Annotated in this window: 9 protein-coding genes and 1 riboswitch; of the genes, 7 read left to right on the top strand and 2 right to left on the bottom strand. The window is 67.7% G+C overall.

The window, feature by feature from the left end:
- Positions 1-75: 75 nt before the first annotated feature.
- Entirely contained in the window at positions 76-1,170 is a 1,095-nt protein-coding gene (locus tag AC5WJ1_RS04515; RefSeq protein ID WP_195428147.1) for a substrate-binding domain-containing protein, read from the bottom strand.
- Between the two features lie 140 nt (positions 1,171-1,310).
- Between AC5WJ1_RS04515 and AC5WJ1_RS04510 the strand changes: the two genes are divergently transcribed.
- On the top strand, positions 1,311-2,156 hold the full coding sequence (locus AC5WJ1_RS04510; RefSeq protein ID WP_135704869.1) for an ABC transporter substrate-binding protein: 846 nt from the start codon (positions 1,311-1,313) through the stop codon (positions 2,154-2,156).
- Between the two features lie 20 nt (positions 2,157-2,176).
- Here AC5WJ1_RS04510 and AC5WJ1_RS04505 read toward each other — a convergent pair whose 3' ends face one another.
- Entirely contained in the window at positions 2,177-3,124 is a 948-nt protein-coding gene (locus AC5WJ1_RS04505) for a LysR substrate-binding domain-containing protein (RefSeq protein ID WP_063241445.1), read from the bottom strand.
- Positions 3,125-3,344: 220 nt separating this feature from the next.
- Between AC5WJ1_RS04505 and xdhA the strand changes: the two genes are divergently transcribed.
- The 6 genes from xdhA to AC5WJ1_RS04475 all read left to right on the top strand — a co-directional run bounded on the left by xdhA (position 3,345) and on the right by AC5WJ1_RS04475 (position 12,264).
- A complete protein-coding gene (xdhA, locus tag AC5WJ1_RS04500) occupies positions 3,345-4,847 on the top strand; it encodes a xanthine dehydrogenase small subunit (protein ID WP_195428149.1) in 1,503 nt (500 codons plus the stop codon).
- Positions 4,848-4,866: 19 nt separating this feature from the next.
- Positions 4,867-7,221, top strand: coding sequence for a xanthine dehydrogenase molybdopterin binding subunit (gene xdhB / locus AC5WJ1_RS04495; protein ID WP_135704867.1), 2,355 nt, complete (start codon positions 4,867-4,869; stop codon positions 7,219-7,221).
- Between the two features lie 155 nt (positions 7,222-7,376).
- Complete coding sequence (xdhC, locus tag AC5WJ1_RS04490; RefSeq protein ID WP_135704866.1) at positions 7,377-8,366, top strand: xanthine dehydrogenase accessory protein XdhC; 990 nt, start codon at positions 7,377-7,379, stop codon at positions 8,364-8,366.
- Between the two features lie 51 nt (positions 8,367-8,417).
- Positions 8,418-9,473 (top strand): adenosine deaminase, encoded by a 1,056-nt coding sequence (locus tag AC5WJ1_RS04485; protein ID WP_135704865.1) that lies wholly within the window; start codon positions 8,418-8,420, stop codon positions 9,471-9,473.
- A gap of 75 nt (positions 9,474-9,548) precedes the next feature.
- The gene (gene guaD, locus AC5WJ1_RS04480) at positions 9,549-10,868 is read left to right on the top strand and encodes a guanine deaminase (protein ID WP_195428152.1); all 1,320 of its coding nucleotides are present in this window, start codon (positions 9,549-9,551) and stop codon (positions 10,866-10,868) included.
- A gap of 235 nt (positions 10,869-11,103) precedes the next feature.
- Positions 11,104-12,264 (top strand): fatty acid desaturase, encoded by a 1,161-nt coding sequence (locus AC5WJ1_RS04475; protein WP_232353231.1) that lies wholly within the window; start codon positions 11,104-11,106, stop codon positions 12,262-12,264.
- Positions 12,265-12,319: 55 nt separating this feature from the next.
- Positions 12,320-12,444: riboswitch (yybP-ykoY riboswitch) on the top strand.
- Positions 12,445-12,553: the final 109 nt, after the last annotated feature.

Below are 12,553 nucleotides of genomic sequence, written 5' to 3'. Positions count from 1 at the left end.
GTAATACGAGCGGAGCGGGCGGGCAGCGCGCCCGCCATCCAGCCCATCATCCGCTCCTGCCGCCCGGCCCGCCGCTCAGGTGCCCTCGCCGTCCGGCCCGAACCAGGGCAGCGCTTCCTGCGGCGTCAGCACCCCGGCCGGCTCGGCCATGGCGTAGCCGGGCAGCGCCTCGATGCGTTTTGCGAACGCCGGATCGGCCAGCAAGGCCAGCAGCGCCGCCATCCAGCCGGCGGTCTGGTCGTTCTTGCGCAGCGCCAGGTAGTAAGCCTCGCGCGTCAGCGGCACGAAGGCCAGGCCGTGACTTTCGGCGTTCATGCGCAGCCCGAAGCCAACCTGGGCGCGGCCGCCATGCACCGCCTCAGCCACCTTCTCGTTGCTGAACTCGGTTTCGTCATAGCCGGCGACCTGGTCCTGGTACAGGCCCTGTGCCGCCAGCAACTGGTCGAACAGCATGCGCGTGCCCGAACTGCGCTGGCGGTTGACGAAACGCGCCTGGGTGCGCACCAGGTCGCGCAGGTCGCGGATCTCGCGCGCCAGCTCCGGCGCCACGATCAGCCCCTGCTCGCGCCACGCCAGGCGCAGCAGCCGCACCGAGGCCGGCCGCAGCCACTTGCGCAGGGTCACATGCGCCACAGATCCCGCCGTCTGCACCGGCGAGACGTAGAAGCCCGCCAGCTCCGACTGCCGCTCCTGCAGGCATACCAGCCCTTCCACGCTGCCGCAGAACACCGTGTCCAGCTGCAACGGCGCGACCGCCTGGCCGAGCGCCGCAGCCAGCACTTCCACGGCCGGGTCATGGCTGCCGGTGAAATGGACGCACGATTGCGGCTGCTGGGCATCGTCGAGCTCGGCGATGAAATCCGCCATGGCCTTCTGCACCACCGGTTCGACCGACTCGCGCAGGCGCAGCTCGGCGCGCAGCAGCCGCTCGCCAAAACGCGTCAGCGATGCGCCGCGGCCCCGCTCCATGTCGAGCATGGAGCGGCCCAGCATTTCCTCCCATGTGCGCATCACCCCCCAGGCATGGCGGTAGGACAGGCCGATCTCGCGCGCGGCCCGGTGCAGCGAGCCGGTCTCGCGCACAGCCTTGAGCAACTGGAACACCTTGTCGTTGGCGCGCGGGTTGTCGTCCGGCGCAATGACCGGAAACAGGTCAAAGCGGAACGTCATATGTTCCTCGCTTCATATTTACATCTGAAATTCCGCTGGATCACAATGAACACCCCTGCTTATTGTCTTTCGCTGCATTCTCCCCGAGTCCTGTAGGGAAAGGCAATTATGTCCATCAAAACATAACTCAATGGGTCCCCATGCAGCCGCGCCACACCTCCAGCCCGTTCCGCCACCTGCGCCGCGCCACCGCCGCCGCCTGCGTGGTCCTGATGTCGGCCGCGCACGCCGGCGAACTGAAGCTCGCCACCACCACCAGCACCGACAACTCCGGCTTGTTGAAGTACCTGCTGCCCCGCTTTGAGCAGAAGTCCGGCGTCAGCGTCAAGGTGATCGCCGTCGGCTCCGGCAAGGCGATGAAAATGGGCGAGATGGGCGACGTCGACGTGCTGCTGGTCCACGCCCGCAAGATGGAAGACGCCTTCGTCGCCGCCGGCTACGGCGTCAACCGGCGCGACGTGATGTACAACGACTTCATCGTGGTCGGCCCGGCCAACGACCCGGCCGGCCTGAAGGGCGGCAAGGACGTGCTCGCCGGCTTCCGCAAGCTGTCGGGCAGCGGCAGCAAGTTCATCTCGCGCGGCGACAACTCCGGCACCGACGTGATGGAGAAGGAGTACTGGAAAGAAATCGGCATCGAGCCCAAGGGCAAGCTGTGGTACGTCAGTGCCGGCCTGGGCATGGGCGAGGTACTGACCATGGCCGCGCAGATGCCGGGCTACACGCTGTCAGACCGCGCCACCTACGGCGCCTACCGCGCCAAGACCGGCCTGGCCATCGCCATCGAGGGCGACCCGAAGATGTTCAACCCGTACGGGATCATCGCGGTCAATCCGGCCAGGCACCCGGGCACCAACTATGGGGATGCGATGAAGCTGATGGAGTGGGTCACGTCGAAGGAAGGGCAGGACGCGATCGCCAGTTACAAGGTGGAAGGGGAACAGCTGTTCTTCCCGAACTACAAGGCGCAGACCGCGCAGAAATAAATCGCCCGGGGGCAGGGGGATCAACCCGCCTCCGCCTCCAGCCGCGGCAATTGCGGCAGGTCCGCCGCCACCTCCGCGATCATGCGCCGGATCCACATGATGTCCGGCGCCGCGTGGCAGCGCTCGTGCCACAGCTGGTAGAAGCGCATGCGCGGGAACGACACCGGCGACGGCACCATGCGGATCGGCAGATATTGCGCATAGTGCGCCGCGAACTGGCGGCCGGTGGTGAAGACCATGTCAGTCTTCATCAGCACATACGGCACCAGCCCGAAGTACGGCAGCGTCACCTGGATATTGCGCTTGTAGCCCTGCTCCGCGAGCGCCTGGTCGATCATGCTGCGCTGCATCGACGCATATGGCGCCGGGGCCAGGTGCGGCATCTCCAGGTAGTGCTTGAGCGTCAGTCCCTTGCGCGCCAGCGGGTGCTGCGCGCCCAGCATGCACACCACCTCATCGTCGAACAGTGGCGAGATATGCAGGTGTTCCGGCGGCGACAGCCAGTTGCCGACCACGATATCCAGCTGCCCCTGTTCCAGGTCGTCGAGGAAGTCCGACGACGACGTCATCGGATGCACGAACAGCTTGGCGCCCGGCGCCAGCCGGCGCACGCGTTCGACGATATTGGGCAGGAAGAAGGCGTCGAGGTAGTCCGGCGCCCCCAGGTGGAAGGTGCGCGTAGTGGTGGCCGGGTCGAACTGCTGCGGCGGGCGGGCAATGCGGTCCATCGCCGCGAGGCTTTGCTCGGCCAGCGCCAGCAGTTCGCGGCCGCGCTCGGTCGGCACCATGCCGTTCTTGCCCCGCACCAGGATGGCGTCGCCGGTGATCTCGCGCAGGCGCTTCAGGGTGTTGCTGATGGCGGGCTGCGACTGGCCCAGGCGCACGGCGGTGCGGGTCACGCTCTGCTCGGTCAGCAGGGTGTGGAGCACCCGCAGCAAATATGTATCGAGATGGTCGCGTCCGTGCATGGCGATGGGCAGCCCTCCGGCGGGGGCCGGATAGGTGGCGTGGGGGATGGGAACGGCGCATAGTGTATGACAAGCACCCCACAATCGGTCAAATCCGCATACCGCTCAGTGCGGCCGGGCACCGACCGGCGTGCCCGCTGATGGCGCATATCACCTGGGTCGAATATTGCATGAAACGTAGCGATGCTATGTTTCCGCCATCCCCAAGAGAGAGAAGACCATGGAGACGCAAACCATCCGCTTTTTCCACCGCGGCCAGGTCAAGGAAGTATCCGACGCCCCCATTACCCGCACCGTGCTGCAGTACCTGCGTGAAGACGCCCGCTGCACCGGCACCAAGGAAGGCTGCGCCGAAGGCGACTGCGGCGCCTGCACCGTCGTCATTGGCGAACTGCAGGACGGCGGCGACGTCGAATTCAAGGCGGTCAATGCCTGCATCCAGTTCCTGCCCACGCTCGACGGCAAGGCCCTGATCACGGTCGAGGACCTGCGCCAGGCCGACGGCACCCTGCACCCGGTGCAGGAAGCCATGGTCGAGTGCCACGGCTCGCAGTGCGGCTTCTGCACCCCCGGCTTCGTGATGTCGCTGTGGGCGCTGTACCAGCAGCACACCCCCGGTGGCGAGGCGCCTTCGCGCCAGACCATCTGCGACGCGCTGACCGGCAACCTGTGCCGCTGCACCGGCTACCGCCCGATCATCGACGCCGGCGAGCGCATGATGGCCCTGCCCGCCCCGACCGACGGCAAGCTGGACCCGAAGCAGATCGCCGACACGCTGCGCAACCTGAAGCGCGGCGAGACCTTCCGCTACCGCGCGCAGGGCCAGGACTTCTTTGCCCCGCGCACCGCGGCCGAGTTCGGCGCGATCAAGGCGGCGCAGCCCGATATCCGCATCCTCGCCGGCAGCACCGACGTCGGCCTGTGGGTGACCAAGCAGTTCCGCGAGCTGGGCAACCTGCTCTACGTGGGCCAGGTGGAAGACCTGAACCGGATCGAGCAACGCGACGGCGTGATCGAGATCGGCGCTGCCGTCACGCTGGAGAAGGCCTATACCGCGCTGAACGCCGCGCACCCGGAACTGGAAGAGCTGTGGAAGCGCTTCGCTTCGCTGCCGATCCGCAATGCCGGCACGCTGGGCGGCAATATCGCCAACGGCTCGCCGATCGGCGACTCGATGCCGGCGCTGATTGCGCTGGGGACCGAAGTGTTGCTGCAGCTTGGCGAAACCCGCCGCACGCTGCCGCTGGAAGACCTGTACCTGGCCTACCAGAAGACCGCCATGCAGCCGGGCGAATTCGTCGCCGCGCTGCGCGTGCCGGTGGCGGGGCCGCAGCACTTCCGCACCTACAAGCTGTCCAAACGTTTTGACGAGGATATCTCGGCCGTGTGTGCCGCATTCGGCATCACCGTGCGGGACGGCATCGTCCGCGAGGCGCGCATCGCCTTCGGCGGCATGGCGGCCACGCCCAAGCGCGCGGCCGCCACGGAAGCGGCCCTCATCGGCCGGCCGTGGAACGAAACCACCGCCCGCGCCGGCATGGCCGCGCTGTCGCAGGACTACGCCCCGCTGACTGACATGCGCGCGACCGCGTCGTACCGCAGCCGCGGCGCCGCCAACCTGCTGTACCGCTTCTGGCTGGAAACCACCAGCGAAGCGCTGCCCGCGGCAGCCGTCAATGTCCGTGCGCCCGGCGCCGGCACCATCGCAATCGTCACGGCCTGAGAGAAAAAGGAAAATCGGCATGAACAAGCAAACCGAACCCTTCCTGCTCGACGCCGGCATTGCCGCCGAGGCAGTGCCGCAGGTCGGCATCTCGCGTCCGCATGAATCCGCCCACCTGCACGTGGCCGGCACCGCCACCTATACGGACGATATCCCCGAGCTGGCCGGCACGCTGCACGCCGCGCTCGGCATGAGCAGCCGCGCGCACGCCCGCATCAAGTCGATCTCGCTCGACAAGGTGCGCGCCGCTCCCGGCGTGGTGTCCGTGCTGACGGTGGACGACATCCCCGGCACCAACGACTGCGGCCCGATCATCCACGACGACCCGATCCTGGCGCGCGACGTGGTGCAGTTCATCGGCCAGCCGGTCTTTATCGTGGTGGCGACCTCGCACGACGCCGCCCGCCGCGCCGCCCGCCTGGGCGTGATCGAGTATGAAGACCTGCCGCCGGTGCTGTCGCCGGAAGCCGCGCACGAAGCCGGCAGCTATGTGCTGCCGCCGATGCACCTGAAGCGCGGCGAGGCGGTCAGCCATATCGCCGGCGCTGCCCACAAGGACGGTGGCAAGATCCACCTCGGCGGGCAGGAACAGTTCTACCTGGAAGGCCAGATTTCCTACGCCGCGCCGCGCGAGAACGACGGCATGCAGGTGTGGTGCTCGACCCAGCACCCGACCGAGATGCAGCACGCCGTGTGCCATATGCTGGGCTGGCAGGCGCACCAGGTGCTGGTCGAGTGCCGCCGCATGGGCGGCGGCTTCGGCGGCAAGGAATCGCAGTCGGCGCTGTTCGCCTGCTGCGCCGCGCTGGCCGCGTGGAAGCTGATGTGCCCGGTCAAGCTGCGTCCGGACCGCGACGACGACATGATGATCACCGGCAAGCGCCATGACTTCGTGTTCGACTACGAAGTGGGCCACGATGACGAGGGCCATATCGAGGGCGTCAAGGTCCAGATGGTGTCGCGCGCCGGCTTCTCGGCCGACCTGTCGGGCCCGGTGATGACCCGCGCCATCTGCCACTTCGACAACGCCTACTGGCTGCCGAACGTGCAGATCGACGGCTACTGCGGCAAGACCAATACCCAGAGCAATACCGCCTTCCGCGGCTTCGGCGGCCCGCAGGGCGCGTTTGCGATCGAGTACATCCTGGACAACGTGGCCCGCAACGTCGGCAAGGATTCGCTCGAAGTGCGCCGCGCCAACTTCTACGGCAAGACCGGGAACAACGTCACGCCGTACGGCCAGACCGTGGAAGACAACGTCATCCACGAGCTGATCGACGAACTGGTCGCGACCAGCGCATACCGCGCCCGCCGCGAGGCCACGCGCACCTTCAACGCGCAGAGCCCGATCCTGAAGAAGGGCATCGCCATCACCCCGGTGAAGTTCGGCATCTCGTTCAACGTGGCCCACTTCAACCAGGCCGGCGCTCTGGTGCACGTCTACAACGACGGCTCGGTGCTGGTGAACCACGGCGGCACCGAAATGGGCCAGGGCCTGAACACCAAGGTGGCGATGGTGGTGGCGCATGAGCTGGGCATCCGCATGGAACGCGTGCGCGTGACCGCCACCGATACCAGCAAGGTGGCCAACACCTCGGCTACCGCGGCATCGACCGGCGCCGACCTGAACGGCAAGGCCGCACAGGATGCCGCCCGCCAGATCCGCGAGCGCCTGGCCGCGTTTGCCGCGCGCAAGGCCGGCGTGGAGCCGTCCGAAGTGCGCTTCAACGACGACCTCGTAAGTGCCGGCGAACTGCGTGTATCGTTCGGCGAACTGGCGCGCGAGGCCTATGTGGCGCGCGTGCAGCTGTGGTCCGACGGCTTCTACACCACGCCCAAGCTGCACTGGGACCAGAGCAAGCTGCAGGGCCGCCCGTTCTACTACTACGCCTACGGCGCCGCCTGCTCCGAGGTACTGGTCGATACGCTGACCGGCGAATGGAAGCTGCTGCGTGCCGACGCGCTGCACGACGCCGGCCGCTCGCTGAACCCGGCGCTGGATATCGGCCAGGTCGAGGGCGCGTTCATCCAGGGCATGGGCTGGCTGACCACCGAGGAACTGTGGTGGAACAAGGACGGCAAGCTGATGACGCACGCCCCGTCCACGTACAAGATCCCGACGGTCAACGACTGCCCCGAGGAATTCAACGTGCGCCTGTTCCAGAACCAGAACGTCGAGGACAGCATCCACCGCTCCAAGGCGGTGGGCGAGCCGCCGCTGCTGCTGCCGTTCTCGGTGTTCTTCGCGATCCGCGACGCGATTGCGGCGGTGGGCGACTACCGCATCAACCCGCCGCTGAAGGCGCCCGCCACCAGCGAGGCGATCCTCGACGCCGTGGAAGCGGTACGCGAAGCGGCAGCGCAAGCGGCCTGAGCGCAGGCAACGAAGCGATCGCAAGGAAGCGCGCGCCCGCGGGTGCCCCGGACTTTCCCCCCGTGCCTGCCGTGACAGGCACGGGGCCGGCGGACGAAGCAGGCGCGCGCCCACCCTGCCCCAGGCAAGACCCAGTTTTCCGATAAGGCCCCCACATGCAGGACGCACCGCTCAAACCCTTCCGCTTCGCCGACGCCGCCCGCATGGTGCGCACCGGCGTGCCGGTGGCGATGGTGACCATCGTCGAGGTCAAGGGCTCGGCCCCGCGCGAGCCCGGCATCCGCATGCTGGTCAGCCCGGACGACCTGGTCGGGACCATCGGCGGCGGCCACCTGGAATGGCGCGGCATGGATATCGCGCGCGAGATGCTGGTGCGGCACGAGCAGCGCCGCATCGAGCGCATCCCGCTGGGCCCGGCGCTGGGCCAGTGCTGCGGCGGCGTGGTGCAACTGGCGTTCGAGGTGCTGGGCGAGGCCGACCTGGCATGGCTCGATGCGGTCGAACGCAATTTCGCCGCGCACCGCGCGCTGCAGCGCCACGTGCCGGCCAGCGGCGCGGTGACCTTTGCCGACAGCCGCGCCGTCCTCCCCGCCGTCGACCTGCGGCCGGACGGCAGCTGGACCGACACGGTGGTGCCCGACGCCATGCACGTGGTGCTGTTCGGCGCCGGCCACGTCGGCCACGCGCTGGTCAAGGTGCTGGCGACGCTGCCGTGCCGCGTGCACTGGGTGGACGAGCGCGACACGCTGTTCCCCGGCGGCCTGCCCGACAACGTCGAGGCCGAGGCCAGCGACACACCCGAGGCCGTGGTGACGCAGGCGCCGGCGGGCAGCTATTTCCTGGTGATGACGCACAGCCACGCGCTCGACCAGACCCTGTGCGAAGAAATCCTGAAGCGCACCGATTTCGCCTACTTCGGCCTGATCGGTTCCAAGACCAAGCGCGCCCGCTTTGAACACCGCATGGCCGAGCATGGCATCGACCCGGCCAGGTTTGCGGAAATGACATGCCCCATGGGGGTTCCCGGGATTACCGACAAAGCTCCGGCTATGATTGCGGTTGCTATCGTCGCCCAGCTGCTCCAGGTTCGCGAACAGCGCCTAGCCGCGCTGCGTGCGGGCCTGGCGGAGGCGGTGCATCCCTGAGAACCCGTGCCGCCGGCCCTGGCTGGCGGGCATAGAGAACACGAGGCCCCCATGACCATCGATGCCGCACTGGCGGACAAAATCCGCCGTACCCCCAAGGCCGAACTGCATGTGCATATCGAAGGCACGCTCGAGCCGGAACTGATCTTCCGGCTGGCCCAGCGCAACCAGGTGGCGCTGCCCTACCCCAGCGTGGAGGCGCTGCGCGCCGCCTACGCCTTTACCGACCTGCAGTCGTTCCTCGACATCTACTACGCCGGCGCCAGCGTCCTGCTGACCGAGGAAGATTTCTTCGACATGACCATGGACTACGTCAAGCGCGCCGTCGCCGACAACGTCCGCCACGCCGAGATCTTCTTCGACCCCCAGACCCATACCGCGCGCGGGGTGCCGATCGGCGTGGTGATCGACGGCATTGCCGACGCCCTGGCCCAGGCGCGTACGGAATATGACTTCTCCAGCAGCCTGATCCTGTGCTTCCTGCGCCACCTGTCGGAGGAAGACGCCTTTGCCACGCTGGAAGCCGCGCTGCCCTACCGGGACCGCTTCGTCGGCGTGGGGCTGGATTCCTCCGAGAAAGGCAACCCACCGGAAAAGTTCGAACGCGTGTTCGCCCGAGCGAAAGAGCTGGGCCTGCACCGGGTCGCGCACGCCGGCGAGGAAGGCCCGGCGCAATACGTCTCCGATGCGCTCGACATCCTCAAGGTCGAGCGCATCGACCACGGCGTGCATGCCATCGACGATGCCGCGCTGATCCAGCGCCTGGCGCGCGAGCGCGTCGCGCTGACGGTATGCCCGCTGTCCAACGTCAAACTCAAGGTCTACCCCGACCTGAGCGACCATCCGCTCAAGCGCATGCTGGATGCGGGCGTGGCCATCACGCTCCATTCGGACGATCCGGCCTACTTTGGCGGCTACATGAACGCCAACTGGGAAGCCACCTTCGACGCGCTGCCGCTGGATGCCGCCGACGCGCACAAGCTGGCGCGCAACAGCTTTGAAGCGGCCTTCCTGCCCGAGGTGCAGAAGGCCGAGTTCCTGGCCGAAGTCGACCACTTCTGGTCGGCCACGCCCAAGTCCCCGCCCGCGACGGCCCCTGCGGCCTGACCGGCGCATGCCAATAGACCGGCCCGCCGCGTGACGTAACGTCGGCACGCGCGGGCCGGCCACAAGAGACAAACGATGACGACCACCCCCACGACCGAGTCCACCACCCGTGCCATCCGCGGCCGCGTGCTGCATTTCCTGCGCGACCCGCAGTTCCATGAGGATGCGTACCAGTATTGGGACGACGGGGTGCTGATCGTCACCGACGGCCGCATTGCCGCCGCCGGCGAGTATGCAAAGCTGGCAGACCGCATCCCGGCCGGCGCCGAGATCGTCGACCACCGTGGCAAGCTGATCGTGCCGGGCTTTATCGACACCCACGTGCACTACCCGCAGACCGACATGATCGCGTCGCCGTCGCCGGGCCTGCTGCACTGGCTCGACACCTACACCTTCCCCGAAGAGCGCCGCTTCGCCGATCCCGACTACGCCCGCGGCGTGGCCGGTTTCTTCACCGAAGAACTGCTGCGCAACGGCACCACCAGCGCGGTGGTCTGGAGCACGGTGCACAAGGCCTCGGCCGACGCGCTCTTCACCGAGAGCGAGGCGCGCAACCTGCGCCTGGTCACCGGCAAGGTGATGATGGACCGCAACTGCCCCGAATTCCTGCGCGATACGGCCGAGACTGGCGCGCAGGATTCGGCCGACCTGCTGTCGCGCTGGCATAACAAGGGCCGCCTGTCGTACGCGATCACGCCGCGCTTCGCGCCGACCTCGACCGAAGCACAGCTGGCCGCCTGCGGCGAACTGGCGCGCGCCTACCCCGACGCCTTTATCCAGACCCACGTGGCCGAGAACCGCGACGAGGTCAAATGGGTAGCCGAGCTGTTCCCGGACGCGCGCAGCTACCTGGACGTCTACGACCGCTACGGCCTGCTGCGCCCCGGCGCGATGTACGGCCACGCCATCTACCTGGACCAGGACGACCGCCGCCGGCTGGCCGACAGCGGCGCCGCGGTGGCGCACTGCCCCACCTCCAACCTGTTCCTGGGCAGCGGTTTCTATGACTTCCACCAGTCCGACGCCAACCGCCTGAACGTGACGCTGGCCACCGACGTCGGCGGCGGCACCTCGTTCTCGATGTTCCGCACCATGAACGCCGCGCACAAGGTCGCGCGCATGGGCGGCTACTACCTGACCGCGCTGCGCATGTTCTACCTGGCCACGCGCGCCGCCGCCGAGGCGCTGGGCTGGACCGGCCGCGTCGGCAGCTTCAGCGAGGGCTGCGAGGCCGACTTCGTCGTGCTCGATCCCAAGGCCACGCCGCTGATCGCCCGCCGCAGCAACCGCTCGGAGACGCTGGAAGAAGAACTGTTCGCCTTTGCCATGCTGGGCGACGACCGCGTGATCGACAGCGTCTACATCATGGGCGAGCCGGTGCGCGCCGCCGCCTGATCCGTCACATCCGGCACTCCTGTCCGGTACCCAATTCCGGCACCACGGCGCCCGCCCTTCGCGGCGGGCGCGCTTTTACCGCTTAGCGCGTCCTTCCGGATTGACGCCCGTCAAGATCCCCACCGGCAAAGCCTTCTAACCTTGCGGTTTCGCCATGGCCGGCATGCGCCGGCCTCATTGGCAGCATTGGCTGCGTTGGCCAACGCCATCCGACCGCAAAACCAGAAGGTTCCGCATGACCGCAATCCCATCCACGCCCTCAGCGCATCCCGAGCATGCCCCGCATGCCCGGCAGTCCGCCAAGCCCGGCCGGCTGCCGCTGCCGGAGCCGATCGCCCCGGACGCGCCGTTCCCGTCGCGCAAGGTCATCCGCGGCTGGCTGATCCCGCTGGGGGAGCGCAGCACGCCGCGCGCGCTGGCGCTGTTCGCCTTCGACTACCTGCTGTTCGCCGCCGTGCTGGCCGGCGTGGTGCTAGCCTCGCACTGGGCCGCCAAGCTGGGGCTGGGCGTGCTGGCCGGGCTGGTGATCGCGCGCCTGTTCATCATCGGCCACGATGCCTGCCACCAGAGCCTGACGCCGCGCCGCGGCCTGAACAAATGGCTGGGCCGGCTGACTTTCCTGCCGTCGCTGACGCCGTACAGCCTGTGGGAAGTCGGCCATAACGTGGTCCACCACGGCTATACCAACCTGAAAGGCTTCGACTTCGTCTGGGCGCCCTACTCGCTGGAAGAATTCAACGCGCTGCCGCGCTGGCGGCGCGCGCTGGAGCGCATCTACCGCACCGGCTTCGGCCCGGGCCTGTACTACCTGGTAGAGATCTGGTGGAGCAAGCTGTTCTTCCCCAGCAAGCGCCAGATGGCCACCCGCCGCCCGGTCTTCGTGCGCGATTGCCTGCTGGTGGCGGCCTTCGGCGTGGCCTGGATCGGCGCGCTGGTGGCACTGGCCTTTGCCACGGGCCAGTCGGCCTGGATGCTGGTCGGCGCCGGTTTCGTGCTGCCTTTCCTGGTGTGGAACGTGACCGTGGGCTTCGTGCTGTACGTGCACCACACCCATGCCAGCGTGGCCTGGTACGACACCAAGGCCATGTGGGCCAAAGCGCAGCCGTTTGTCTCGACCACAGTGCACCTGCGCTTCCGCCATGGTATCGGCTCCGCGCTGCATCACATCATGGAGCACACCGCGCACCACGTCGACATGAGCGTGCCGCTGTATCGCCTCAAGCGCGCGCAGGCGCTGCTGGAGCACGCGCTGCCGGGCCGCATCATCATCGAGAACTTCTCCTGGCGCTGGTATTTCGACACGGCGCGCCGCTGCAAGCTGTATGACTTCAAGGCGCTGTGCTGGACCGATTTCCGCGGCCGCCAGACCAGCGAGAACGCGCCGGTGCCGGCCTGATCGCCATACCGACCGCGGCGGCGGTGGACGATCCACCGCCGCCGCGGTTATAATTGCCGCTTCCATTGGGGAGTAGCCGCCCTGCTCTCACCGCGCCGCGCAATGCGGATTCCGGGGGACAGGGGCGTACGTCAACAGACTTGACCGCTTGCGGTTATGGCGTGCGCAGCTCCGGACCCCGCCTGGCCAGACTGGCCCAGGCAGCGTCCACGCCTGGCGAGACCGATGACCATACCTTTCTGGCCGGGCCGGGAAAGGTGTGCGTCATTGGCATCTCGCGATGCATTGC

The organism is Cupriavidus sp. MEYA8, from assembly GCF_059278825.1.
The sequence above is the reverse complement of the archived record's forward strand: the minus strand, read 5'-3'. Positions and strand labels throughout refer to the sequence as shown.

Excerpts from the sequence above, each read along its gene's own strand:
- xdhA (WP_195428149.1), top strand. The coding sequence starts at position 3,345 with ATGGAGACGCAAACCATCCGCTTTTTCCACCGCGGCCAGGTCAAGGAA.
- guaD (WP_195428152.1), top strand. The coding sequence starts at position 9,549 with ATGACGACCACCCCCACGACCGAGTCCACCACCCGTGCCATCCGCGGC.
- AC5WJ1_RS04510 (WP_135704869.1), top strand. The coding sequence starts at position 1,311 with ATGCAGCCGCGCCACACCTCCAGCCCGTTCCGCCACCTGCGCCGCGCC.
- AC5WJ1_RS04475 (WP_232353231.1), top strand. The coding sequence starts at position 11,104 with ATGACCGCAATCCCATCCACGCCCTCAGCGCATCCCGAGCATGCCCCG.
- xdhC (WP_135704866.1), top strand. The coding sequence starts at position 7,377 with ATGCAGGACGCACCGCTCAAACCCTTCCGCTTCGCCGACGCCGCCCGC.
- AC5WJ1_RS04515 (WP_195428147.1), bottom strand. The coding sequence starts at position 1,170 with ATGACGTTCCGCTTTGACCTGTTTCCGGTCATTGCGCCGGACGACAAC.
- xdhB (WP_135704867.1), top strand. The coding sequence starts at position 4,867 with ATGAACAAGCAAACCGAACCCTTCCTGCTCGACGCCGGCATTGCCGCC.
- AC5WJ1_RS04505 (WP_063241445.1), bottom strand. The coding sequence starts at position 3,124 with ATGCACGGACGCGACCATCTCGATACATATTTGCTGCGGGTGCTCCAC.
- AC5WJ1_RS04485 (WP_135704865.1), top strand. The coding sequence starts at position 8,418 with ATGACCATCGATGCCGCACTGGCGGACAAAATCCGCCGTACCCCCAAG.